The following is a 25,314-nucleotide window of genomic DNA, read 5'->3' as shown; positions in this document are numbered from 1 at the left end:
CACTTTGCCTGTTGTTCGTTCCCGCGCGGCCTGTTGTTCGCTCCGCCGGGGGGTGTGGCCGCGCACGGGTCACCCGCCTGGCGGACGGGAGCGTGACCTCGGGCGGTATGGGGCGGTTAGCCCCCTTAATGATCATTTCTCTCGCGCAGTTCCAGCGCCGTAAGGAATCATCCGCACCACCGGCCGAAGCCCCCTCTTCGGCCCCTACCCCGGGCGTCGCGGCCCTGTGCCGCCGCTGGGCCGACCCGGCGGCCGTGGCCCTCGCGACCGTCCTGATCGCCTGGCGCGCGAGCACGCTGGGCCAGTGGATCGTCGACGACGCCGCCATCACCTTCGCCTACGCCCGCAGCATCGACGAGGGCCTCGGCCCCGTGCAGCAGCCGGGCGCCGACCCCGTCGAGGGATACTCCAACCCCTCCTGGCTCGCCCTGCTCCTCATCGGCCGCAGGCTCGGCCTCTTCGACCACGGCGCACTCCTCGGCGTCAGCGACCTGGTGCTCTACCCCAAGGCCCTCGCGCTGCTCTGCACGGCGGGCGTGCTCGCCTGCGTGGCCGCGGCGGCCCGCGCCGTGCTGCCGGGGCGGGCCTGGGCGGTGACCCTGCTGACCGGCGTCGTCCTCGCCGGAAACCTGTCGTACGTGGCGTGGTCCTTCTCGGGCCTGGAGAACCCGCTGTACGCGCTGACCGCCGCCGCGACCGGAGCGCTGCTCGTCCGGGGAGCCGTGCGCGGCGCCCTGCTGCGGCCCGCCGTCGCCGCGAGCGCGGGAGCCGTCGCCCTGCTCGCCGCGCTGACCCGGCCGGACGGCGCGGTCCTCGCGGCGGCCTACCCGGTGACCGCGCTGCTCTTCCTGCGCCGGGACGGCCTCGCGCGGGCAGCGCGGGCGGCGGCGCTGAGCTGCGGCACGTTCGCGCTGCCGTACGCGGCGTTCCTGCTGTGGCGCAGGGCGACCTTCGGGCTCTGGGTCCCGAACACCGCGGTGGCCAAGGCCCAGAAGCCACCGGGCCTCGCCCAACTGTCCTCGGCGGGCGAGCTGTTGAGCTACGGAGGCTGGGCGCTCGCCCTGATCGGCGCGGCCTGCGTCGGCATCGCGCTGGCCCGCCCCGGACTCGCCCGCCCGGGACCGGCCCGCAGAGCCCTGGCGGCGCTGCTCGTCCCCCTCGCCCTGACCCTGTTCGCGTACGGCGTGCTCGGCCGGGACTGGATGGCCCTGTACCGCTTCGCCACCCCGGTGTGGGTGCTCGCCGCGACGGCACTCGCCCTGGCCGCCGTCACCGTCTGGCAGGCCGAACGCCTCCGCGCACGCGTGCTCATCGGCTGCGCCCTCGCGGGCGCCCTGCTGCTCTCGGTCACCGGACAGGCCGCGCAGAACGGCAGGTTCGTCCAGCGCCCGACCCTGTCCATGTGCTTCGTGGCCGAGCGCTACGGCCACACCTTCAACGCGTACGCCGCATATCTGGGTCTGCGCGACGCCACCGTCGCCCTGCCCGACCTGGGTGGCACCCTGCTCACCTCGCGGCTGCGCGTCGTGGACGTCGCGGGTCTGACCGACCGCCGCGTGGCCGAGGCGTACGCGGCCGCCGACACGGCAAGGCTGCGCGACTACGTACTGAACGACGTGCGCCCCGAACTGCTCCACGTGCACGCCGCCTGGACGCGCAAGACGGGCCTGACCGTCCCCCGCCTGGCAGCCGCCGGTTACGTCCCGCTCTACCGCGAGGGCGAAGGCGGCGACTTCGTCCGGGCCGACGCCGTACGCAACCCGGCCCGGATCACCGCACTGCGCGAGCGGGTGCGACCGGTCCTGGACGTCATGGTCGCCGAGATGCGCCCGGCGGGCTGCGGCCCCGCGCTGCGCGCGGGAGAGGGGTCCCCGGCATGACGACGGCTCTGCCGCGCCAGACGCGCACCCGCCCCGAGCTCCCCACCGCCGCCGACACCGCGCCCCGCGTCGACTCCCTCACCGGGATGCGCTTCCTCGCCGCCTTCGCGGTGTTCGTGCACCACTTCACCGGTCTCAGCGCGCAGGGCGGCGTCGCCCACGCGCCGCTGCTCTTCCCGTACTCGACGCTCGGCGCGAACGGCGTGGGGTTCTTCTTCGTGCTCTCCGGGTTCCTGCTCACCTGGGGGCACCGCCCCGGCACGCTCGCCCGCCTCTTCTACTGGCGCAGGTTCGGCCGCATCTGGCCCGCCCACCTGGTCGCGACCCTGCCCTGCATCTGGGTCTTCTACCTCTGGGCCGGTGTGCCGACGGACGCCTTCAGCTTCGTCGCCTCGCTGCTGCTCGTGCAGACGTGGTTCCCCGGTGTCGTCCCGATGTTCCCCGGCAACGGCGTCGCCTGGACGCTCAGCGTCGAGGCCTTCTTCTATCTCCTCTTCCCGTTCGCCATCCGTGGCGCCCTGCGTCTGCGCACCCGCACCCTGGCCCTGCTCGCCGCCGCCGGACTCGTCGCCATGTGGCTGCTCAAGTGGTGGACGGCCACCCACCTCTCGCCCTTCGCCACCGAGTGGATCATGCGCAACCCGGTGAGCCGGCTCCCCGAGTTCGGCGTCGGGATGGTCTGCGCGCTCGCCCTGCGCCGGGGCCACCGCTTCCGCATCGGTCCGGCGGCGGTCCTTGCCTGCCTCGCCGCGTACGCCGTCCTCTACTTCCACCGCACCGCCTGGTTCGGCCCGTACATCGCCGACCAACTCGCCTGGACCCTGCGGCCGTTCGCCGCCCTCTTCTCCGTCCTGTTCATCGTCGCCTACGTCCAGCGCGAGCTGACCGGACACCGGGGCTGGCTCTGCTCGCGCCCGATGGTGCTGCTCGGGCTCTGGTCGTACGCCTTCTATCTGCTGCACCAGACCCTCAACCGGCTGATCCTCGACACCTGGGGCCGCCCGCAGCCCGGCAACTCCGCGGTGTTCACGCTCCTGGGCGTCGCGGTCACCGTGGTCGTCCTGTCCTGGGCGCTGTTCACGTACGTCGAGGAACCGGCGAGGAAGTGGTGCGCGCGGCGCACTCCGCGCAGGTGGAGCGGTAAAAGCGCGTCCTCGGAGGCGAGTTGAGCGCGTGACCCTTTGTGTCGATACACGTTGAACGCGAGCAACGCGTAGAAGAGCCTGTGCTGGATGTTTTGGAGGAGATCGTGCACCAGTCCGCGTACGAACAGATGGAACTCTGCGTCGAGCAGTACATGCCCACGGGTAGGCGCCACCGGGTGGTCGATCTCGGCGCCCGGGTCTCCGACGGGCAGACCCGCACCCACAAGGCCCTGCTCGAAGGGCGCGACACGGAGTACGTGGGCGTCGACGTGCTCGACGGACGCAACGTCGACGCGGTGATGAAGAAGCCCTACCGCATCCCCGTGAAGTCCCGCAGCGCCGACTTCGTCATCTCCGGCCAGGCCTTCGAGCACATCCCGTTCTTCTGGGCGACGATGCTGGAGATCGCCCGCGTCCTGAAGCCGCAGGGCATCGCCTTCGTGACGGCGCCCTCGCGCGGCCACGTGCACGACGCGCAGGACTGCTGGCGCTACTACCCCGACGGGTTCCGCGCCCTGGCCGCCTACACCCGGCTCGAACTCCGCGAGGCCTACACGGACTTCCCGCCCATGAAGGGCATCCGCCACGCGTATGGCCAGATCGACGCCAAGCACGCCTACTGGGGCGACTCCGTCGGGGTGTTCCAGCGGCCCGAGAACTACCCGCGTCTCACCATGGCCCTGGTGCGCTCCACGACCACGTGGTGGGCGAACAAGGTCGGCGGGGTCGACGGCGTCCCGCTGCCCGAGCCCGTCGAGGGCCGCGCGCTGTGCGGCAGGCCGAAGGTGGTGGCGCCGCGCTCGGTGGACGAGCGGCCCGTCGAGGCACCAAGTGACGCCAAATGAACCTATGTTGACGAAATGTGACATCACGGATGAGTTGCGCGTACTGTCCGCTTCCATGGCATGGCGACGCGCTGTGAATGGCGCATTGAAGCAACTGACCGGATATCAGCTGACGCGCAAACCGCTGCCGGCCCAGCGCGCGGCGGCGGCCCCCGCGCCGAAGCCCGCCCCGGCATCGAAGCCGAAGCCCAAGCCGAAGGCCCTGAACCTCCCCGCCGACTACGACGACGAGGCAAAGGAGATCATCCGTGCGGTGAAGCCGTACACGATGACCTCTCCCGAACGGCTGAACGCCTTCATCCTGGCGACCCGGCACGTCGTACGGCACGGCATCCCCGGCGACATCGTCGAGTGCGGCGTGTGGCGCGGCGGTTCGATGCAGGCCTGCGCCAAGGCGCTGATCTCCGCCGGTGACACCGAGCGCGACCTGTACCTCTTCGACACCTACGAGGGCATGACCCCGCCCACCGAAGAGGACCTGCGCCGGGACGGCAAGTCCGCCGAGGAGCTGCTCAAGCTGCAGGGCAAGGACCGTCCGATCTGGGCGGTCGCCTCCCTCGACGACGTCAAGTCGGGCTTCGAGAAGGTGCCCTACCCCAAGGAGCGCGTGCACTACGTCCAGGGAATGGTCGAGGAGACCGTCCCGCGCGAGGCGCCCGAGCAGATCTCCATCCTGCGCCTCGACACCGACTGGTACGCCTCGACCAAGCACGAACTCCAGGAGCTCTACTCGCGGTTGGTCGGCGGCGGCGTCCTGCTCATCGACGACTACGGCTACTGGCAGGGATCGCGCCAGGCGGTCGACGAGTTCCTGGAGAAGACCGGCGAGCGCCTGCTGCTCCTGCGCATGGACGAGGGCCGCATCGCGGTCAAGCCCTGACCGCTCGGCGGGCAGCCGAGCCAACCAACTGAAGACAGCGGGCAGGTGAGCGGGCCCTGTGTCCGGCGGCTTCGAGCCGCCGGACACAGGGCCCGCCCGCGTGATCACTCGAATGGCTCTGCGCGGGTGACCCGGAAGGGCGGCGGTTGTTAACCAAGTGGCCCCCAGCAGGACGCGCAGCCGTGCCCGTCAGTTCTCCGGAAGGAATGTGCGCAGCGCATGACACCCCGACTTGCCGTCGTCGTCCCCGTCTACAACGTCGAGGAGTTTCTCGGCCCTTGCCTCCGGTCACTGGCCGAGCAGACCATGCCGGACCTCGAAGTCGTCATGGTGAACGACGGTTCCACCGACGGGAGCCCGCGCATCGCCCGCGAGTTCGCCGCCGATGACGCGAGATTCCGGCTGGTCGAGCAGGAGAACGCGGGGCTCGGGGCGGCCCGCAACGCGGGAGTGCGTCAGGCACGGGGGACGTACCTGACGTTCGTCGACAGCGACGACGTCGTCCCGCGTGACGCGTACGAGCGGATGCTCGCGGCCCTCGAGGAGTCCGGCTCCGACTTCGTCACCGGCAACGTCCACCGGCTGCGCTCCGCCGGCAGGAGCGAACAGTCGCCGATGTTCCGCAAGATGATGGAGAAGAACCGCAGCGCCACGCACGTCACGCGCGACTGGGAGCTGCTCGGCGACCGCATCGCCTGCAACAAGGTCTTCCGCAGGGACTTCTGGGACCGGCACGCCTTCGCCTTCCCGGAGGGCGTGCTCTTCGAGGACACCCCCGTCACGATCCCCGCCCACTTCCTGGCCGCGTCCGTCGACGTACTGAAGGATCCCGTCTACCTCTGGCGCGACCGCGACGGCTCCATCACCAGCCGCCGCGCCAAGCCCCGCGCCGTGCGCGACCGCACGGCCGCCGTCCTCTCGGCCAGCGGGTTCCTCGCCGAGCAGGCGGAAAGGGCGGCGGGCACACCGCAGGCCGAGGTCTTCGCCGATGCCAAGCGGCGCTATGACACGACGGTGTTCTCCGGGGACCTGTGGCTGTTCATGGAGGCCCTGCCGCACGGCGACGCCGCGTACCACGACGTCTTCATGGAGCAGGCCAACACCTTCCTCGACACCGTCGACCCCGCGGTCGTCGCCGCACTGCCGCTCGCGCTCCGTGTGCGCTGGCAGCTCGTCCGCCAGCGCCGTGTCACCGACCTGATCGCCTTCATGGCGTACGAGAAGTCCCACCCCGAGGCCTTCCGGGTCCGCGGCCTGCGCAGGCGCCGGGCCGACTTCCCCGGGATCGGCGGCCTGCCGCGCGAGACCGTCGCCCTGAAACGTTCCGACCTGCCGCTGACCGCGCAGCTCACCCACGCCGCCTGGGACGAGCAGGGCAGGCTCCGGCTCAAGGGCTACGCCTACATCCCCAACCTGCCCGCCGGGCGGCTCGGGGCGCGCGCCAGGGTCGCCTGGCTGCGGGCCGGGCGGCGGCGGGTCCTTCCGCTGAAGCTGCGCACCGTGCGGGCACGCGAGGCGACGTACCGCTCCAAGCAGGGCCTGCACAGCTACGACCGGTCGGGGTTCGAGACGGTCATCGACCCCCGCAGGACCGTCACCAAGCGGCGCAGCACCACCTGGAACGTCGAGATGGGCGTGGTCAGCGGGCTCCTGCCGCGCACCGGGCCGGTGCGGATGACCGGCGCGCCGCGGCTTCCCGTGCGGTATCTGGAGGAGTTCCTGCGGGTGGCCGTCACGCTCAGCAAGGGGCGGCTGCGGCTGCGCACGGAGCGGGTGGCGGGGCGGCTCGTCGCGCACGAGGGGTGCGGTGGCGTCGTCCGGCTGCACGGCAGGCTGGCGCCGGGCGAGTCGCAGGCCGTCGACGCCCTGCGGGTCGAGAACTGGCACACCAAGGAGGCGCACTACGTCCCCGCCCTGGTCAACGGCCGCGACTTCAGCGCCGATGTGCCGCTGGCCTTCTTCCATGCCGGAGAGGACGAGCGCACCGGCGCACCGCGCAAGGCCGACCCGTGGGGCGTCGCCCTGGTCCGCGAGGGCGGCGACCGCACACCGCTGGCCGCCTGCCCCGATGTGCCGCCGGGGCGGTACGGACTGCTGCCGGGGCGTGAACTCCTCGTCCTCGCCAACGCGTCGGGGAACCTGGAGCTGCGCGACCAGACCGTGCGGCCGCTCGTCTCCAGCGTGACCTGGGACGACGAGCTGCGCATCGAGGGCAGCCACCCCGACGCCGCAGCCCGCGCCGGGGAGCTGGTCCTCGTGCACGCGGGCCACGGCGACGAGGCCGTGGTGCCGGTACGGATCGAGGACGGACGGTTCGCCGCCGAGCTGCGCCCCGAGGCCCTGCCGGGCCCCGGCGGCACCCTGCCGCTCGCCGAAGGGCGCTGGAACCTCTTCCTGCGCGAGCCCGGCCAGAGCGACCCCGAGCAGTACACCCCCGTGTGCGTGGCGCCGGGCAAGGACCGCGGACTCCCGCTCGTACGCACCAGATCCGGCCGTGACATCAGCCTCAAGCGCCATGCCCACGACGGCCTCCACCTGCGCTCGGGCTCCGCGGTGCCCATGACCGACCGGGGCGGCCCGCGCCAGCGCCGGCTGCGCGAGGTGTACGCGGCGCGGCGCGGCGAGCCCCTGCGCGACGCCGTCCTGTACTGCAGCTTCGACGGACGGCAGTACTCGGACTCGCCGCGCGCCGTGCACGAGGAACTGGTCGGCAGAGGCGTCGAGTTGGAGCATCTGTGGGTGGTGCGCGACCAGCAGGTGGCGCTGCCCGAGAGCGCCACGCCCCTCGCCCTGTGGAGCGCCGAGTGGTACGAGGCCCTGGCCCGCTGCCGCTACGTCGTCACCAACACCCAGCTGCCCGCGTGGTTCGAGCGCGCCGAAGGACAGTACGTCGTCCAGACCTGGCACGGCACCCCGCTCAAGCGCATCGGCCGCGACCTCGCGGGCCACGCGTCCGGAGACCGCGCCTACATGGCGACGCTGCCGGGACGCGCCGACCAGTGGAGCGTCCTGGTCTCCCCGAACCGCTTCTCGACGCCCCTGCTGCGCGGCGCCTTCGGCTACACCGGCGAAGTCCTGGAGCGCGGCTATCCGCGCAACGACCTGCTGCACGCCGCCGACCGGGCGAAGGTCGCCGCATCCGTGCGCGAGCGGCTCGGCATCCCCGAGGGCAAGCGTGTCGTCCTGTACGCGCCCACCTGGCGCGAGAACCAGCCCAAGCAGGGCGGCCGCTACGGCCTCGACCTCCAGCTGGACCTCGACGCCGCGCGGCGCGCCATCGGCGACGACCAGGTGCTCCTGGTCCGCAGGCACTACCTCGTCGGCGGCACCGTCCCCAGCTCGGACTTCGTCCGCGACGTCACACGCCACCCCGACGTCAGCGAACTGCTCCTGATCAGCGACGTCCTGGTCACGGACTACTCGTCCCTGATGTTCGACTTCGCGCAGACCGGGCGCCCGATGCTCTTCCACACCTACGACCTCGACCACTACCGCGACACCCTGCGCGGCTTCTACTTCGACTTCGAGGCCCAGGCGCCCGGCCCGCTCCTTGCCACCGGCGACGAGGTCATCGAGGCGCTGCGCGACCCGGCGGCCGCCACCGCCGCGTACGCCGACGCGTACGACAGATTCCGCGAGGTCTTCTGCGACCTGGACGACGGGAACGCGGCCGCCGGTGTCGCGGACGCCATGCTCGAAGGGGGCCGCGCATGAGCACGCCGGACTTGCACGACGTCAGCTGTGTCGTGGTCGCGGGCACGGACGCCGAGGCTCTGCGGCAGTCGGTGCGGTCCGTGCTCGACCAGACGATGGCCAACGTGGAGGCGGTCGTCGTCGACCCCGGGGAGGACGGCCCCGCCCGCGACGCCGCGCGGGAGCTCGCCGCCGACCAGCCGCACCGGGTGCGCCTGGTCCGGGCCGGGAGCACGCTGTCCGTGGCCGCGTCGCGGAACCTCGGGCTCGACGCGGCGCGCGGCCGGTACGTCATCGTGCTCGGCGAGGGCGAACTCCTGGAGCGGCACGCCTGCCGGAACCTCTTCGACGCCGCGCGCACCTCCGGGGCCGACCTGGTGGCGGGGCGCTGGACGCGGCTCACGGGCAGCGGAAGGAAGGAGCGGGGCCCGGGCTGGCAGGCTCAACTGCACGCGCGGACAAGGCAAGTCGAGAACCTCTCCGACGCCCCCGAACTCGCCGCCAGGGACTCCCTGGTCACCGGGTTCTGCGTCCGCCGCGAGGTCCTCGACGGCGTACGTCTGCGGTACGCGGAGGACCTCGACCACAGCGAGGTCCTCTTCGGCGTCGAAGCGGCCCTCGGGGTCCGCGGCATCGCCCTCGTGCCGAACCTGATCACCACCCGCCGCGCGGCGCCCGCCCCCGCCCGCGAGAGCCCCGCCCTCGCCGAGGCCAACGACCGCGTCGCCGGGCTCCTCGTGAGCCTGGGCCGCCTCGACCTGTGCGACCGGCGCGAGCGTGCCTTCCTCACGGACCACGTGCTGCCCTGCGCCCGTACGTTCCCGCAGCTCACCGCCGAGGAACGGCGCCGGGCCACGGCCGGGCTCGCCCCGCACCTGGCGGGCCGCGTGGACGCGCGCGCCCTGGACGCGCTCGAACCCGTGGAGCGGGTGTGCGTGCGGCTGCTCGCGGAGGGCGACACGGACGGCGTCCTCGCCGCCGCGTACGCGCTGGGGCGGCCGGGGACCGTCGTCTCGGAGCTGACCGAGCGGGAGGGCACGGTCTACTGGCGCGCGGACGGGCTCGACGACCCGCGCGTACGAGAAGTGCTCGACGTCAGCGAACTCGGCCATCAGCACCGGCAGTTGAGTGACGTACGGCTCCTCAATCGCCTCACCAAGTGCGCCGTCGACGGCGGCAGGGCGGTCCTCGAAGGGCGGGTCGTGCTCCCCGGCGGGCTGGTGCCCGACCGGCCGCCGCTCACCGCCTGGCTCGACGTGCGGGCGCGCGGCACGGGGCGGCGCGGCTTCCGCGTACCCGTGGAGGAGGCGCACTACGACGGCGGCGCGGTCGTCTGGCGGGCCACGGTGGGCCTCACCGCCGGGCTGCGGGATCTCGGCATCCGCGACCGCACCTGGGAGCCACGGCTCGAACTCACCGCGGGCGACCAGAAGTTGACCACGGAGCTGGTCGCCGAGCCGGAGACCGTGGGGACGAGCCAAGGCTTCACCGTCACCGGCGCGAACAGACTGGAGCTGCGCCTCGCGCCCCGCCACCGCGTCGCGGGCACCCTGCGCGCGGCCCTGCACTACGCCACGCACTTCCGCCCCGCACGCAAGCTGAGGCTCCGGCTGCGGGCCCTGCGCAAGAGGTGGGACAGGCTCAGCGCCCAGCCGTACAAGCTGCGCGTCTACCGCCGCGTGCTGCGGCGGCTGCCCGTCAGCAAGGGCTCGGTGGTCTTCGAGAGCCACATGGGCAGGTGCTACGGCGACAGCCCGCGCGCCGTCCACCAGGAGATCGTCGACCGTGGCCTTCGGCTGCGCTGCACCTGGTCGTACGCCGCCTCGCCCGACGGATTCCCCAACTCGGCCCGCCTGGTGCGCCGTTGGTCCTGGCGCTATCTGTGGGCGCTCGGCCGCGCCGAGTTCTGGATCGACAACCAGGGCTTCCCGCACGCACTGCCCAAGCCCCGCCACACCACGTATCTGCAGACCTGGCACGGCTCCGCGTACAAGCGCATGGGCTTCGACGAGGCGCGCCTGAAGACGCAGAACGCCCCGCAGCGCGAGTGGCTCCAGCGGGCCGTCGACCGCTTCGACCACTTCCTGGTCCGCTCCGAGCACGACGTGGACACCCTGGCCCGCGCCTACAACATCCCCGATGAGCGGCTGCTGCGCTGCGGCTACCCGCGCAACGACCGCCTGGTCGCCGCGCGCGCCAGGGACGAGGCGTCGGGCCGCTTCCCGCGACCGGCCGTGGCCGCGGACCTCGGCATCCCCGACCACAAGACGGTGGTGCTCTACGCGCCGACGTTCCGCGGTCTGCCCAAGAACAACAAGGCGGTCCGACTGCCCCTTGACGTACGGAAGTTCGCGGACCGCTTCGGGGACACCCACGTCCTCCTCGTGCGCGCCCACTACATGGAGGCGGCGAGCCTCCCGGTGTGCCCGCCCGGCACCGTCGTCGACGTGTCGGCCCACCACGACGTGAGCGAACTGCTCTGCCTCGCCGACGTCCTGGTGACCGACTACTCGTCGATCATGTTCGACTTCGCGCTCCTGGACCGGCCGTTGGTGCACTTCGCCCCTGACCTCGACGCGTACGCGGCCGAGCGGGGCAGCTACTTCGCGCTGCGGGACGACGCGGGCGGACCCGTCGTCGAGACGGAGGAGGAACTGCTGCGCGTGCTCGCCACGCTGAAGCAGGCCGACGGGGCATGGGCCCGGGCCCGGCAGGCGTTCGCCGCGCGGTTCGGCGCGTACGACCAGGGGCGGGCCGCGGCCGACGTGGTGGACGCGCTCTTCGGGGAGCGGTTCGGCAACGCGGAGAAGTCCAGGAAAGCGGAGAAGTCCGCGAACACGGAGAAGTCCGGGAACACGGAGAAGAGGGACGGCGCATGACCACGACGCTCGCGACCACGACGAAGCTCGCGACAGCGACGAAGAGCCGTGACCTCTTCCTCGTCGCGAACACCGTCGACGAACTCGGCGGCGTCACCGCCTGGGCCCACCAGATGGCCCGGCTCTTCCAGGGCAACGGCCACCGGGTGCACGTCATCGGCGTCCACGAGGCCGAGCTGAAGCTGGTGCTCCCCGACGACCTCGGCTACCCCGTGACCAGCCTCTACCGCGAGCACCCGCAGACCCCGCGCCCGGCGCGGGGCCTCGGCCGCCTCAACGTGGTGGCGCGGCGCCGCGAGTCGGCACGGATCGCCGCCAAGCGCCGCACCGTCGACCGGCTCTCGGAGCTCTTCCGCGCCGCACGCCCCGGCGCGGTCGCCATCGTCACGCAGGTCTGGCCGATGGAGTGGATCAGGGAGGCGGACACCGCGGGCCTGCGCATCATCGGCATGAGCCACGAGTCGTACGCCTACACCCGCGCCTGCCACCGCTACCGCGCGGTCAGGCGCAGTTACCCCTCCGTGGACCGCTGGCTCGCGCTCACCCAGGAGGACGCCGACGACTGGATCACCGACGGCATGCACAACGTCGGCGCGATGCCCAACGCCCTGGCCCACCTCCCCGCGGTGCCCTCGCCCCGCGACGGGAAGGTGGTGTGCAGCATCGGCAGGCTCGCCGACCAGAAGGGCGTCGACATGCTCGTCGACACCTGGGCGCTCGTGGCCCCGCAGCGCCCCGACTGGACGCTGCGGATCTACGGAGCGGGCGCGGACGAGGCCGACCTCAAGCGGCAGTGCACGCGCCTGGGGCTTGACGGTTCGGTTCAGTGGCGGGGGCGCACCAGCGATGTGCCGGGTGTGCTCGCCGAGAGCTCCCTGTTCGTGCAGTCCTCGCGCGGCGAGGGCTTCCCGCTCGCCCTGATGGAGGCCATGGCGAGCGCGGTGCCGTGCGCGGCCTTCGACTGCGCACCCGGCGTACGCGAGATCGTGCGCCACGGCGAGGACGGACTGCTCGCCCCCGCCGGCGACATCGAGGCCCTCGCCGACCGCCTCCTGCGCCTCACCGGCAACCCGCGGCTGCGGGACGCGATGGGGGAGCGGGCCCGGATGAACGTGCAGCGGTTCTCCGAGGCGCGCGTGCTTGAGCGCTGGGAAGCGCTGTTCGAGCTGCTCGAACGCTGAGCGCGGACGGGGCCGCCCGGAGCGGCCCCGTCCGAGGTCAGGAACGCCCCGAGCGCGCGAGCAGCGACGACAGCAGGCCCCTGGCCCGGCTTCCGGCGCCGGCGGGTGGCGTGGCGGGGGCGGTCGGCCGAGGGGCGGCCTCGTCCGCGTGCCGTGACACCGGCTGCTCCGGCGGCTTCGCCTTCTTGCCGCTGATCCGGATCATCGGGAAGCCCGCGACCTCCTCGGCGCCGTGCCACATGTCGTCGCGCCTCTTGAGGAACGCGGCGAGATCGGCGTGGACCGCGTCGTAGTCGCCCCACGTCCCGTAGAACTTGGTGGCCGTGATGCACAGGGGTTTGAGCCCGCTGGCCACCGCGCCCCAGGTCGCAGCGGCCACGCCCGGACAGTGCTCGGCCCGGAAGTCGTCGAGCACGACGATCCCGTCCTGCCCGAGCACCTCCCGGGCGGCGGCGATGTCCGCGTGCACGTGCTCGTACAGGTGCGAGGCGTCGATGTGCACGAAGCGGCAGCTGTCCGCCTCCACGTGCGCGGTGATCCCGGATGACGGCTCCTGGACGATCTGCGGCAGACCGTCGTGGAAGGAGCGGTAGTTGGCCTCGAAGGCGCGGCGCGTGAGCGTGGCGTACGAGCGGCCCATCTCGGCGGAGTTGGCCTCGTCGGGGGCGGGCGAGTCGAAGAGGTCGCAGACCGTGAAGGTCTCGTCCGCGCGCAGATACGCACCCATGAAGATGGCGCTCTTGCCCAGGTACGCGCCGAGCTCGAGGAGATCACCCTGCTGGCCGCGCTCCAGCTGCCGGCTCAGGATCCAGTCGAAGAGCACCTGGTCGACCGGATGGAACCACCCCTTCACATCGGAGAGCCTGCCCGGCCGCGGCAGCTGACCGGAGTCCTGGCCGGTGGCGGTCGCGGTGGCGGTCGCGGACGTGGTGGCTGAAGCGTTCTGCATGTCTGGTCCCGGGGATGGGGGAAGGAGGACAGCGCGCCGTACGCGCAGGGCCGTCAGAAGCACGGTTCGTTCGCTAGAAGCGGTGAGTGGGCCGGGAGACGTCGGCCCGCGGCAGCGGCTCGTCGGCCACCCCCGCGGCCGGCGCCGGGTGCCGGTCCGCCAGTGGCGCCACAGACGGTAGACCCCCTGCCTCACCGAGCACCACATGCCTCACAACTCGTTCAGCGGCCCGCCCGTCGTCGTACACGCAGAAGCGGTCTCGGAACGCGGCGCGCAGCTGCGCCGAGCGCGAGCCGCGCCAGTGGCCGGTGGCGAAGATGTCGGTGAGTTCGTCCTCGCTGCGCGCGACCGCGCCCGGCGGGAACTCCCGCACGTCGAAGTAGGTGCCGCGGGCCGCCTCGTACGCCTCCCAGTCGTCGGCGTGCAGGACGACGGGGCGGTCGAGGTTGGCGTAGTCGAACATCAGGGACGAGTAGTCGGTGACCAGGGCGTCCGATGCCAGGCAGAGGGCCTCGACGCTCGGGTGGTCCGAGACGTCGATCAGGCGGTCCGTGGAGGACACCAGAGGTGCGCCGTAGGAGTGATGGGCGCGGGTCAGGACGACGAAGCGGGGGCCGAGGTTGTGCAGCATCCGCTCCAGGTCGAGGGAGCGCAGCTGCGAGTGGCGGTAGTCGCGGTGGGTGGGCGCGTAGAGGATGGCGATGGCGCCCTTGGGGACGCCGAGGGACTCGCGGAGGCGGGCCACGTCGGCCGAGCTCGCCCGCTGGTAGATGTCGTTGCGCGGGTAGCCGTACTCGAGGGTCGTGAACGAGGCGGGGAACACGCGCTCCCACACAAGCGTCGAGTGCCGGTTCGCCGACAGGACGTAGTCCCATTTGTCGGCGTTGCGCATGAGGGCGGCGAAGTCCATGTCCCGCGCGGCGGCCGGGCGGTCCTGGAGGTCGAGGCCCATCAGCTTCAGGGGCGTGCCGTGCTGGGTCTGGATCATGATCTGGCCGCGCCGCTTGACGAGCCTGCGGTCGAAGTTCACGTTGTTCACGAGGTACTTGGAGCGTGCGAGCGCACTCCAGTACGCCGCCGTGCCGGGGCGGAGCCTGCGGGTCGCCGTCGGCAGGGTGTGGTGGTGGACCGGGTCGGCGACCCACGCGGTGCGGATGTGCGGGGCGTGCTCGCGCAGCGCGGCTTCCAGGGCGCCGGGGTTGCAGCCGTAGCCACGCCCCCAGTACGAGGAGAAGACCGCGCGGTCGGCGCGCAGCGGCAGGCGCAGCTGGATCCGGTAGTGCAGCTGAAGGACGGCGCCCTTGGCGCGGCGCCGCGCGGTCGCCGCGTACCGCCTGGCCCTGGACCTGAGGCGCAGCGCCGTCCACAGGGTGCGGTAGGTGCGGTGCGTGCCCAGGCGCACCAGGCCGTGCCGCAGCCGGGTGCGGGCGCGCGGGCGGGCGCCGGGGACGCGGTAGCGGCGGTAGTGGGTGCGGGCCTTGCGCAGGAACTCGGGGCGGCTGCCGCGCGGGAGGCGGTCCCGCTTGGTGAAGACCGTGGAGAGGTGGTCGACCATCCGCCTGAAGAGGAGGGGCCGCCAGGCCGCCGACAGCTCCGGGTGCTCGTCGAGGAACGCGAAGACCCGCTCGTACTGATCGAAGATCTCGAAGTGCCTGCGGGTCGTGGTGCGCAGGATGCTGCCCCGGCGGCGCTGGAGGTAGTGCACGCAGACCCGGTCGAGGGTGGCGATCGAGCCCGCCTTCATCAGGACCGGGTACGTCCAGGGCGTGTCCTCGTAGAGGCCGGGCGGGAAGGTGAAGCCCTCGCGCTCGATGAAGTCGCGGCGGTAGGCCTTGTTCCAGGCGACCATCAGGAGCCGCAGCAGGCCGGGCCGGTCGCTGAGGCGGAAGGGGGTGTCGCCGTCCTCCCTCAGGAGGCCATGGAACTGGTTGCGGATCTCCTCGCCCGACCAGAACGTGCGCGCGTAGTCGTAGATCAGGACGTCCGGCTCGTCCGTCTCCTTGAGGCGGTCGGAGATCGCGTGCAGGGAGTCCGGGGTGAGGGTGTCGTCGCTGTCCAGGAAGATGAGGTAGTCGCCGCTCGCGTGCTCCATGCCCGCGTTGCGGGCCCGGCCGAGGCCGACGTTCTCCTTGAGGTGGACGGCTTTCACCCGGGTGTCACGGGCCGCGCATTCGTCGATGAGGGCGCCGCACGCATCCGGTGAGCAGTCGTCGACCACGATCAGTTCGAGGTCCGTGAACGATTGACCGAGGACGGATTCGAGGCATGCGTGCAGATACGCCTGCACCTTGTACACGGGCACGATGACACTGAACCGGGGCAAGGCACATCCATGGGTCGGCGCGGGCTACTGCCCGGCAACGCCCCGGCGGCCGGTCGAGTTACGCCATATGCGGCATACGGGGGATGGACACGAGTGAGGCGGCCCAGGTGGCGGGCCGCCTCACTCACCGAACGTATGCGCCTGTGCCGTGGACGGCCGGTTACTTGACCGCGCCCGCCATCACCCCGGACACGAACTGCCGCTGGAACGCGAAGAACACGGCCAGCGGGATCACCATCGAGATGAACGCACCGGGCGCCAGGATCTGCACGTTGTCACCGAAGGACCGCACCTGCTGCTGGAGCGCGACCGTGATCGGCGGGCTCTCGGAGTCGGCGAAGATCAGCGCGATCAGCATGTCGTTCCAGACCCAGAGGAACTGGAAGATGCCGAGCGAGGCGATCGCGGGCGCGCCGAGCGGCATCACGACCCGGAAGAAGAGCCGCAGTTCACCGGCTCCGTCCAGGCGTGCCGCCTCCAGGAGTTCGCGGGGGATCTCCGCGAAGAAGTTCCGCAGGAGGAAGATCGCGAACGGCAGGCCGAAGGCCACGTGGAAGACGACCACGCCTGCCGTCGTCTCGAAGATGCCGATCGCGCCGAAGATCTTCGACACCGGGAGCAGCGCCACCTGCACGGGCACCACGAGCAGCCCGACGACGCCGATGAACCACCAGTCGCGGCCCGGGAACTCCATCCACGCGAAGGCGTACCCCGCGAGGGACCCGATGATCACGACGAGCAGCGTCGCCGGGACGGTGATCATGATGCTGGACAGGATCGAGTCGGTGATCGTCTCGTCCTTGAGCAGGTTCGTGTAGTTGTCGAGCGTCATCTGCGACGGCGTGGAGAAGACCTTCCACCAGCCGCTCTCCGCCATGTCGGCCGAGCTGCGCAGCGAGCCGAGCAGCAGACCGACCGTCGGCACCAGCCAGAAGAGCGCGATGACGGCGAGAAAGGCGCGTACGAGGCTGCCGCTGAGGACGGAGGCGATCCGCCCGCCCAGCGACGGTTTCGCCTTCACCACTTCGACTTGGGTGGTCATCGCCGAGCCTCCCGCCGAAGTCGCCGCACGTTGAAGAGCATCACCGGGATCACGAGGAGGAAGAGCAGCACGGCGATCGCGCTCGCCACGCCCGAATCCTTGTCGAGGAACGCGGAGTTGTAGAGCTGGAGCGCCAGGACGTTCGCGTCGTCCTTCGAGGAGTTCGGCGCGATGATGAAGATCAGGTCGAAGATCTTCAGTACGTTGATCATGAGCGTGACCGCCACCACCGCGAGCACCGGCGCGAGGATCGGCACCGTGATCCTGCGGAACACCTGCCACTCGTTGGCGCCGTCCACGCGGGCGGCCTCCAGGAGCTCACGCGGCACGCTGGCCAGACCGGCCGCGATCAGGACCATCGCGAAGCCCACCCAGATCCACAGGTACGAGCCGATGACCGCGGGCGTGATGAGGGACGGGCCGAGCCAGTCCACGCCGTTGTACGGCTCGCGGAAGTTCGATGCGGGGAAGCGTAGTTGGGCCCCGTCGGCCTCCTTGGGGAGGGCGAAGGTGCCGTCGCCCGCGGCCTTGGCCGATGCCACGACCTTGCCGTCCTTGACGGCCTCGACCGTGATCCCGGCATAGCCGAACTCGGCCTTGTCCGGGGCGTTGACCTCGCCCCGGCCCTTGCCGCGCGTGAAGTCCTGCCAGGCCGTGCCGGTGACCTTGCCGGGGTCCGGCTTCGCGGCCGTGGCGGACTTGGCGTCGTCCGGCATGTTGTCCGGCGCGACACCGGTCAGCGGCAGGGCCACCGGAGTGCCCGCGCTGACCGCCTTGCGCGTGATGAAGGCGCCGCCGCCCGCCGACTTCAGCGGAGACTCCGTACTGGGATGCGCCTGCGGGAAGGCGGACGACTCGGCGAACGTGTCGTGCACCCCCACGAAGACGGCGTTGGCCACACCCCGTTCGGGGTCCGACTCGTACACGAGCCGGAAGATGATGCCGGCCGCGAGCATCGAGATCGCCATCGGCATGAAGATGACCAGCTTGAACGCCGTGCCCCAGCGGATCCGTTCGGTGAGCACGGCGAAGATCAGGCCGAGACCGGTCGCGACCGTCGGGGCGACCACCACCCAGATCGCGTTGTTCTTGATCGCGGTGAGGATGGTGTCGTCCGTGAACAGGGTCTTGTAGTTGCCGAACGCCGTGAAGTCGCCCGACTTGTCGAAGAAGCTGCGGAAGACCGAGTACCCGATGGGGTAGAGGACGAGCGCGCCGAGCAGCACCAGGGCGGGTGCGAGGAAGAGCACCGCCACGGATTTGCGCGTACCGGTCACGCTCTTGCGCGGTTTCGGATCCGGGGGCAGCGCCACGTTCGGCGTGCCCCCGGCATTCGCGGACGCCACCGCGTCAGTCCTTGTAGGCCTTGGCGGCGGCCGTCTCCAGCGCCTTCTGCGTGCCCTCGACGTCCTTCGGGTTCTTCAGGAAGTCCTGCAGCGCCTTCCACTCACCCTTGCCCGGCGTGCCGCCGAAGGCCTGCGGGGCCTGGTCGGACATGTCGTAGCGGATGTCGTCGCCCGCAGCGATCAGCGCCTTGGCGATGCCCCGCTGCACGTCGTTCGGGTACGCAGCCAGATCGAGGTTCTTGTTCGGCGAGACGAAGCCGCCCGCCTCCGCCCAGATCTTGGCCGAGTCCGGCGAGGCGAGGAAGGTGAGGAGCGCCTGGGCGCCCTTGCTGTCCTTCAGCGCCACTGCGGCGTCACCGCCGACGACCGCGGGGGACTCACTGCCGACCGCCGGGAACGGGAAGACCTTGGCGTCCGTGCCGATCTCGGCCTTCGTCTCCGATATCGGCAGCGAGACCATGTCGCCCTCGAAGACCATGCCCGCCTTGGGCTGGTCGCCGCCGGTGAAGGTCTGCTTCACGGAGGCGGGGAACTCGGTCTGCAGCGCGCCGTCCGCGCCGCCCGCGACGAAGCCCTTCTTGCCGAAGACCTCACCGAGCGTGGTCAGCGCCTCCTTCACGGAGGGGTCCGTCCACTTGATCTCGTGCTCCGCGAGATCGTCGTACTTCTCCGGGCCCGCCTGCGAGAGGTAGATGTTCTCGAACCAGTCGGTGAGGGTCCAGCCGTCGGCGCCCGCGACCGAGACCGGCGGCACGCCGGAGTCGTACACGGTCTGGGCCGTCTTCATGAAGTCGGCCCAGGTCTTGGGCGCCTTGGCGCCCGCGTTGTCGAAGACCTGGGTGTTGTACCAGATCAGGGACTTGTTGGCCGCCTTGAAGTACACGCCGTACTGCTTGTCGTCGACGGCCCCGAGGTCCTGCCAGCCCTGCGAGTAGTTCTTGTCGAGCTGCTTCTGCGCCTCGGGCCCGACCGGCTTGGCCCACTTGTTCTCCACGGCCTGCTCGATCGCGCCGACCTGCGGCAGCATCGCGACGTCCGGCGGCTGCCCGCCCGCGACCTTCGACTCCAGGAAGCTGATGATCGGGTCCTGGGCGGGTACGAAGGTGACCTTGGCCCCGGTCCGCTTCTCGAACTCGTCGAGAACCTTGAGGAAGACCTTGCGCTCCGAGCCGCCCCATACGGCGGCGACGGAGACCGTCTGCCCGTCCAGCTTGGGCAGTTGAACGGCGGCGGCGCTCTCCTTGCCGCCGTCCTTGTCCCCGCCGTCGTTGTCGCCGCTGTCGTCCCCGCCGCATGCGGTGACGGTGAGCGCGAGCGCGCCCGCGACGCATGCCGCGGCGAATTTGGCTGTGGTACGCCGGTGTTGCGGTGCCCTGCGTGTACGAAGACTGCTGCGCATCACTGCCCCGTTTCTCTGCCCCGACGTGTCCCGTGCGGCCTGTCTACGCCCGCGCGGGGAGAGGCGGCAAGAGCGCCAACCATGACAACTGGTTGATCGTGATGGCGTTGTGACGTGCCGTCATGAGCTGCGACGTCTTTGCTGCGGGCCGCGCCCGTTGTGGGCAGGTGCTCCAGGTGTCCCTGTTGTGGGCAGGCGGCCCGCCCTGTCACAAGCAGCCGGTCGTCCCCGTTGTGGGCAGGCGTTCCGCAGGGCGATTGGGGCCTCCCCTGCTCGAGCGAAGCCGAGAGCTTGGGGAAGGGTGGGCACAACGCACCACTGCGGGGCACAGATCAACAGGGCGCCCGATGCCCGCAGCAGTGCAGCAACTACAGAAGGGACGGCACCTGATCCGCAGAGACGGACCGCGCGGCCCGCTCCAACGCACTGGCAAGCAACGCCAAGTCCGTCGGCCCATTGCCGAGTTCCCGCACAGGCCGCCGCGCAGGCGGATCCCCCATCCGCTCCCACTCCAGCGGAACGACCGTGGGCCGCACCGTGGACGTACGAGGAATGCGCCCAGTGACCCGCCCCGCCTGGAAGGGACTCACCCGCCCCTCGGCGGTACGAAGCTCCCCCCGCCCGGGAGCAGGCTCCTCCGGCCCGGGAGCAACCGCGTCCAGCACGACCCGCAGCGCGGCCCGCCGCCCCAACTCCGTCTCAGGAGTCCGCTCACTGCGCGCCGTGGTGGCAACCAGATGCACCCCGAGCCGCTCCCCGTCCCTGGCCACAGCCTCGAGCGCCCGCACGACAGACCCCGCGGCAGGCCGCCCCGGCGACCCCAGCGCAGGCGAGAGCAGGGCGTCGAAGTCATCGACGAGCACGACGAGCCGAGGCAACGGCGGCCCCGGCTCCACCCCCTTACGGGCGGCAGCGACAGGCCGCAGCCGCATCGTGGAACTCGGCGGCGGATCAAGATCACCCCCGCCACCCCCACTGCCCGCACCGCTCGCACCGACTCCACTGCCCGCACCGACTCCACTGCCCGCACCGACCCCGCTGCCCGCACCGACTCCGCCACTCCCACCGGCCGGAGGCGCCTGCGCATGCCACTCCGTGAACCCGAGCCGCCCCAGCAACTCGGCCCGCCGCTTCAGCTCGGCGGTCAGGGACTGGGCGAACTCCCGCATGCGGACAGGGTCGTTGGCGGCGAGATGCGTCGTGACGTGCGGCAGGTCCATGCAGACCGCGAGGCCTTCGACGAGCCGGACGTTCGCCCCGTTCGTCCCGCTGCCGCCGCTCCCCGTGGTGTCCCGCCCGTCGATGAGGACCATGCCGAGCCGGTCCGGCCGCTCCGCCGCGGCCAGCGAGGCGGCGATGGAGCGCAGCAGCTCCGTACGCCCGCTCCCCGAAGGGCCCTCGGCCAGCACATGCGGGCCCTCGGCGGCGAGGTCCACGACCACAGGACCCCGCGGCCCCGCCCCGAGCGCCGTCCAGGCCCGCCCGCCCAGCGCCTCGGGATCATCGGCGGCCGCGGCCCACCGCGCCATCAGGGAGGCCGGGGTGGCCCGTGCGAGCCCCAACTCGTCCAGGAGCCGTGCCATTTGGGGCAAGGGAGCAGACACGCGCGCGTGGCCGTCGCCGGGCGCCCCGTCCGTACGGAAAGGCGCAAGGGCGCGGGCGAACCGCTCCGCCCAGGCCTGCGACACCGCGTCCACCGCGGCGACGGTGCCGTGCCCCGCGGGGCGCCCGTCAGCGGTCCGCAGCAGCCGCAGCGCGGTGGCCACGTCGCCGCTGAGCAGCGCGACGGCGCCGCACGCGCGGAAGGCGGGCGACACGGAGCAGGCCGCTTCGTACGTGGCGGACACCGGCGACGCGGGTGACGCGGCGGGCGTCTCGGCCAGGCAGACGACATGGATCCCGGCGGTGGCCCCTTCCCGCGCAAGGCGCACCACGGCTTCGCGCAGCCCGGCGGAACCGGGGTCGCCGTCCACCACGACGACGGTGCGGGGCCCGGCGTCCACAGAGCTTTCGGCAGAGCTGTCGGGGGCGGCAGCCGTTGCCCTGTCCGCCACGAAATCATCGAGGCGCCGCAGCAGCTCTCCCGTACGCGCGGCCGCCTGCTCGCGGTCGTAGGCGAGGAGGAGGCGGCAGTCCTGGCCGTGCATGGGCCGCAGGTGGGGGAGCCAGCCGAGCCAGGACCACTCGGCGGCGCGCTCCGGTGTGGGCCGTGCGCGGTCCGTGCTGAGCAGCACGATCTCCAGGGCGTCGGGGGAGTGCAGCGCCGCGAGCTGGGCGACGACGGCACGGGCGAGCCCCGTGAGCCGCTCGCGCGGTCCCGCGAGGCCGAGCGCGCCCGCCTCGCGCAGGCTGACCGTCACGGGGACGGCGGGCAGCAGGCCGCGCTCGTCAGGGGCCGCGCGGTCGACCGTGCCGAGCCGGACCGCGAGCGCCTCGGCGTGGCCGGGGCCCCGCTCCCAGAGCCGGGGGCCGGGACCGAGCGCCGTGAGCAGCAGGGCCGCGGGATCGGGCCAGGACTCCGGGGTCCGTGCGGCGGCGGCCACCGCGAGGTCCTCGGGGGTGGGGCCCGCCGGCTGCGGGGACGCGGCCTCGCTCCCCGTGCCGTACACGTCGTCCTCGTGGCCGGCCGGGCCGTGCTCGTCGTCACGGGCACCCGTGAGCCGCCGGGCCCAGGCCGAGAGGCCGCTTCGCTTGCGCAGGCCGCGCGGCACGGTCGTCCCGCGCGCGGGGGTGCCGGTGCGGGTGCTCTCGGCGTCCGGGGCGCCGCCCTGCTGCGGCACGAGCGGCACATCGGTGAGGGACGCCTGGCCGTACGCAGCCGCCTGGCCGCCCTCGCCCGCGGCGCCCCAGCCGGCCGATCCGTACGCATGGTGGGTGCCCTCGGAGGGCGTCGTGCGGCCCGCTTCCGGGGGAGCGCTCCTGGGGTCGTTCCCGGGGTCGTTCTGCGGGGCGTCGCCGCTCGCGGTGACCCGCACGCGCACGTGCCCCTCGCCGTCCGGAGCCGTCGGCAGCGCGCCGCCCGTCCCGTCCCCCGCGGTGAGCCGCAGGGCGGACTCGCCGAGCCGCAGCAGGGAGCCGGGGGGCAGGCGCACCGGGCGGTCGGTGATCTCGCGGCCGTCCACCGTCGTGCCGTTCGTGGATCCCAGGTCCGTGACGGTGACCTGGCCGTCCGGGGCGAGCGTCACCGCGCAGTGCAGCCGCGAGACGTCAGGGTCGTCCAGCGGGACGTCCGCGTCCGCCGAGCGGCCCACGCGGATCTGGCCGCCGTGCAGGAGGTGCACGCCGCCCGCGTCGGGGCCCGCGACCACGTGCAACTGGGCGGCTGCTCCCGCGAGTTCGGGTCCTGGCTCGGCGGGCGAGCCGAGCGAGAGCACCGCGCCGTCGATCAGCGGGGGCTCCCCGAGTGTGCAGCGCTGTGCGTCGAGCCGCTCCGACTCCGCGTACAGGACGACGGGTCCGTCACCGCCCGCGACGGCGGCGGCGAGGCCCGAGGCGACCGTGGCGAGCGCGGTCCCGGCAGGGGCGGTGACCAGCACGTCACAGGCGCCGCGCGGCGCGGCAGGACGGCCTTGGGGCTCGGCGGTCTGGCCGCTGCGCGGCCCGAGGACGGTCAGCCGGATCTGCATCGCCGTCAGCGGTCCCTTCTGCCCTTGCCGCAGGGCACGGGGACTCGCGCTGTGATTCCCCCCACCGCACACGGCCACGTCGGCCAGTAACAGATAGGCATCTTCGCACCTGCCGCTGACAACACGCCCGGCGGCCACCAGTAAGTGATCTTGATTGGTCGGCTCTGCTCGGAAAAGTGCCTGCTTGGACCGTTGCGATCGCCGGTCACCGCGGGGTGAGGAAGGTCAATTCGCCGCCCATCGGCAACCAACGGCCCCGGTGGGGCGTCTTTCCACCGAACAGCAGTCCGGTCACCCGGCGGCCGGCACGGAATGTGACCGGCCGGTGCCCCGTTCGGCGGCACTACAGTGGGTCGGAACACCTTCCGGCGGGTAGCCGGGTCCGGACAGACCAGCCAGATCAGCAGGGAGCATGACGTGCGGCCGGTAGGCAGCAAGTACCTGCTCGAGGAGCCGCTCGGGCGCGGCGCCACGGGCACCGTCTGGCGAGCCCGCCAGCGTGAGACCGCGGGCGCCGAGGCGGCCGTTCCCGGCCAGCCGGGCGAGACCGTCGCGATCAAGGTCCTCAAGGAGGAGCTCGCCAACGACGCGGACATCGTGATGCGCTTCCTGCGCGAGCGCTCCGTCCTGCTCCGGCTCACGCACCCGAACATCGTGCGGACCCGTGACCTGGTCGTCGAGGGCGAGCTCCTCGCCCTCGTCATGGACCTGGTCGAGGGCCCCGACCTGCACCGCTATCTCCGCGAGAACGGCCCGTTCTCGCCGGTCGGGGCGGCCCTCCTGACCGCCCAGATCGCCGACGCCCTCGCCGCGAGCCACGCGGACGGAGTCGTGCACCGCGACCTGAAGCCCGCGAACGTCCTGCTCAAGCAGGACGCCGACGGCTCGATGCACCCGATGCTCACCGACTTCGGCATCGCGCGCCTCGCCGACTCCCCGGGCCTGACCCGCACCCACGAATTCGTCGGCACGCCCGCGTACGTGGCGCCCGAGTCCGCCGAGGGCCGCCCGCAGACCAGCGCGGTCGACATCTACGGCGCGGGCATCCTCCTGTACGAGCTCGTCACCGGCAGCCCGCCGTTCGGCGGCGGCTCGGCCCTCGAGGTCCTGCACCAGCACCTGAGCGCCGAACCGCGCCGCCCCTCCACGGTCCCGGACCCCCTGTGGACGGTCATAGAGCGCTGCCTCAGCAAGAACCCCGACCACCGCCCCAGCGCCGAGAACCTCGCGCGCGGCCTGCGGGCCGTCGCGGACGGCGTGGGCGTGCACGCGTCCAGCGCGCAGATCGCCGCGGCGGAGGGCGTCGGCGCCCTCCTCATGCCCGACCCGGCGCCCGCCACGGTCCCGGGGACGGCCGGCGCCGCCGACCCCACCCAGGTCCTGCCGAGCAACGCGGGGTCGTACGACCCGAACGCGGCGACGAGCGTCATGCAGAGCACCGGCTCCGGTCCCGGCGCGGGAGACGCGGGCGGCAACCGCGGTGCGGCCGACCCGACGGCCGTCATGCCTCCGGTGCCGCCGAACCAGCCCGGCGCGGACCCGAACGACCCGCACCCCTGGCAGAACCAGATGCGGGCGGCCCGCGACCGCAACGAACAGACGCAGGTCCAGTCGTATCTCGACCCGAACGACGACCCGCTGCGCCGTCGCCGCCCCCAGCGCCAGGTCCAGCAGCCGCAGCAGCAGCCGCGCCCTCAGCAGTACGCGCCGCAGCAGCAGCGTCAGCAGCCCCAGCAGCAGTACGCCCCGCAGCCCCAGCAGCAGCCGCGCCAGTACGCGCCGCCGCAGCAGACGCCGCCCCAGCAGCCGCCCGCCGGACGGCCGCCGCGCGAGCCCAGGCAGCGCGGCTCGAACCCGAACCGGATGAAGATCCCGGGTCTCGGCTGCCTCAAGGGGTGCCTCTTCACGCTGATCATCCTCTTCGTGGCGAGCTGGCTCGTCTGGGAGCTGAGCCCGCTCCAGGAGTGGATCGGCACGACGAAGGGCTACTGGGAACAGCTGACTGACTGGTACGACACGGCCTCCGGCTGGATAGGGAAACTGGGCGGCAATTAGTGGTCCCCGGTCAGTGATGGGCGAATCCCCTCCCGACTCTGGGGATTTGTCGACATCTGCGGGGTGATTTC

Annotated in this window: 14 protein-coding genes; 8 read left to right on the top strand and 6 right to left on the bottom strand. The window is 72.1% G+C overall.

Features of this window, described 5'->3' with window-relative positions:
* Nucleotides 1-128: 128 nt before the first annotated feature.
* The 7 genes from ABZ833_RS17910 to ABZ833_RS17880 all read left to right on the top strand — a co-directional run bounded on the left by ABZ833_RS17910 (nucleotide 129) and on the right by ABZ833_RS17880 (nucleotide 12,503).
* Complete coding sequence (locus ABZ833_RS17910; RefSeq protein WP_361047364.1) at nucleotides 129-1,880, top strand: hypothetical protein; 1,752 nt, start codon at nucleotides 129-131, stop codon at nucleotides 1,878-1,880.
* Nucleotides 1,877-3,049, top strand: a complete 1,173-nt coding sequence (locus tag ABZ833_RS17905) for an acyltransferase (RefSeq protein WP_361047361.1) — start codon at nucleotides 1,877-1,879, stop codon at nucleotides 3,047-3,049. The genes ABZ833_RS17910 and ABZ833_RS17905 overlap by 4 nt, the downstream gene beginning before the upstream one ends.
* A gap of 80 nt (nucleotides 3,050-3,129) precedes the next feature.
* The gene (locus tag ABZ833_RS17900; RefSeq protein ID WP_361047548.1) at nucleotides 3,130-3,870 is read left to right on the top strand and encodes a methyltransferase domain-containing protein; all 741 of its coding nucleotides are present in this window, start codon (nucleotides 3,130-3,132) and stop codon (nucleotides 3,868-3,870) included.
* 22 nt (nucleotides 3,871-3,892) lie between these two features.
* Nucleotides 3,893-4,750, top strand: a complete 858-nt coding sequence (locus ABZ833_RS17895; protein WP_361047546.1) for a TylF/MycF/NovP-related O-methyltransferase — start codon at nucleotides 3,893-3,895, stop codon at nucleotides 4,748-4,750.
* A gap of 219 nt (nucleotides 4,751-4,969) precedes the next feature.
* The gene (locus ABZ833_RS17890; RefSeq protein ID WP_361047359.1) at nucleotides 4,970-8,464 is read left to right on the top strand and encodes a CDP-glycerol glycerophosphotransferase family protein; all 3,495 of its coding nucleotides are present in this window, start codon (nucleotides 4,970-4,972) and stop codon (nucleotides 8,462-8,464) included.
* Complete coding sequence (locus ABZ833_RS17885; protein WP_361047356.1) at nucleotides 8,461-11,322, top strand: CDP-glycerol glycerophosphotransferase family protein; 2,862 nt, start codon at nucleotides 8,461-8,463, stop codon at nucleotides 11,320-11,322. The genes ABZ833_RS17890 and ABZ833_RS17885 overlap by 4 nt, the downstream gene beginning before the upstream one ends.
* A complete protein-coding gene (locus ABZ833_RS17880; protein WP_361047354.1) occupies nucleotides 11,319-12,503 on the top strand; it encodes a glycosyltransferase in 1,185 nt (394 codons plus the stop codon). The genes ABZ833_RS17885 and ABZ833_RS17880 overlap by 4 nt, the downstream gene beginning before the upstream one ends.
* Before the next feature lie 37 nt (nucleotides 12,504-12,540).
* On the opposite strand, the gene ABZ833_RS17875 is transcribed toward ABZ833_RS17880, so the two are convergent.
* The 6 genes from ABZ833_RS17875 to ABZ833_RS17850 all read right to left on the bottom strand — a co-directional run bounded on the left by ABZ833_RS17875 (nucleotide 12,541) and on the right by ABZ833_RS17850 (nucleotide 23,188).
* Nucleotides 12,541-13,452: a class I SAM-dependent methyltransferase gene (locus ABZ833_RS17875; protein WP_361047351.1), complete on the bottom strand. Its 912-nt coding sequence runs from the start codon at nucleotides 13,450-13,452 to the stop codon at nucleotides 12,541-12,543.
* A 73-nt stretch (nucleotides 13,453-13,525) separates the two neighbouring features.
* Nucleotides 13,526-15,775 carry a bifunctional glycosyltransferase family 2 protein/CDP-glycerol:glycerophosphate glycerophosphotransferase gene (locus ABZ833_RS17870; RefSeq protein WP_361047349.1) on the bottom strand — a complete coding sequence of 750 codons (2,250 nt, stop codon included), beginning with the start codon at nucleotides 15,773-15,775 and terminating at the stop codon, nucleotides 13,526-13,528.
* A gap of 160 nt (nucleotides 15,776-15,935) precedes the next feature.
* Nucleotides 15,936-16,817, bottom strand: coding sequence for a carbohydrate ABC transporter permease (locus tag ABZ833_RS17865; protein WP_361047347.1), 882 nt, complete (start codon nucleotides 16,815-16,817; stop codon nucleotides 15,936-15,938).
* Nucleotides 16,814-18,094: a sugar ABC transporter permease gene (locus tag ABZ833_RS17860; protein WP_361047544.1), complete on the bottom strand. Its 1,281-nt coding sequence runs from the start codon at nucleotides 18,092-18,094 to the stop codon at nucleotides 16,814-16,816. Before ABZ833_RS17860 ends, ABZ833_RS17865 begins: the two co-directional genes overlap by 4 nt.
* A gap of 73 nt (nucleotides 18,095-18,167) precedes the next feature.
* On the bottom strand, nucleotides 18,168-19,562 hold the full coding sequence (locus ABZ833_RS17855; RefSeq protein ID WP_361047344.1) for an ABC transporter substrate-binding protein: 1,395 nt from the start codon (nucleotides 19,560-19,562) through the stop codon (nucleotides 18,168-18,170).
* A 368-nt stretch (nucleotides 19,563-19,930) separates the two neighbouring features.
* A complete protein-coding gene (locus ABZ833_RS17850) occupies nucleotides 19,931-23,188 on the bottom strand; it encodes an FHA domain-containing protein (RefSeq protein ID WP_361047341.1) in 3,258 nt (1,085 codons plus the stop codon).
* 417 nt (nucleotides 23,189-23,605) lie between these two features.
* On the opposite strand from ABZ833_RS17850, the gene ABZ833_RS17845 reads away from it, so the two are divergent.
* Complete coding sequence (locus ABZ833_RS17845) at nucleotides 23,606-25,243, top strand: serine/threonine-protein kinase (protein WP_361047338.1); 1,638 nt, start codon at nucleotides 23,606-23,608, stop codon at nucleotides 25,241-25,243.
* Nucleotides 25,244-25,314: the final 71 nt, after the last annotated feature.

Source organism: Streptomyces sp. NPDC047525 (assembly GCF_040643025.1).
GTDB lineage: Bacteria > Actinomycetota > Actinomycetes > Streptomycetales > Streptomycetaceae > Streptomyces > Streptomyces durmitorensis.
This window is presented reverse-complemented; position numbering and strand designations above follow the sequence as displayed.

Excerpts from the sequence above, each read along its gene's own strand:
- ABZ833_RS17910 (WP_361047364.1), top strand. The coding sequence starts at position 129 with ATGATCATTTCTCTCGCGCAGTTCCAGCGCCGTAAGGAATCATCCGCA.
- ABZ833_RS17905 (WP_361047361.1), top strand. The coding sequence starts at position 1,877 with ATGACGACGGCTCTGCCGCGCCAGACGCGCACCCGCCCCGAGCTCCCC.
- ABZ833_RS17890 (WP_361047359.1), top strand. The coding sequence starts at position 4,970 with ATGACACCCCGACTTGCCGTCGTCGTCCCCGTCTACAACGTCGAGGAG.
- ABZ833_RS17885 (WP_361047356.1), top strand. The coding sequence starts at position 8,461 with ATGAGCACGCCGGACTTGCACGACGTCAGCTGTGTCGTGGTCGCGGGC.
- ABZ833_RS17880 (WP_361047354.1), top strand. The coding sequence starts at position 11,319 with ATGACCACGACGCTCGCGACCACGACGAAGCTCGCGACAGCGACGAAG.
- ABZ833_RS17875 (WP_361047351.1), bottom strand. The coding sequence starts at position 13,452 with ATGCAGAACGCTTCAGCCACCACGTCCGCGACCGCCACCGCGACCGCC.
- ABZ833_RS17865 (WP_361047347.1), bottom strand. The coding sequence starts at position 16,817 with ATGACCACCCAAGTCGAAGTGGTGAAGGCGAAACCGTCGCTGGGCGGG.
- ABZ833_RS17855 (WP_361047344.1), bottom strand. The coding sequence starts at position 19,562 with ATGCGCAGCAGTCTTCGTACACGCAGGGCACCGCAACACCGGCGTACC.
- ABZ833_RS17850 (WP_361047341.1), bottom strand. The coding sequence starts at position 23,188 with ATGCAGATCCGGCTGACCGTCCTCGGGCCGCGCAGCGGCCAGACCGCC.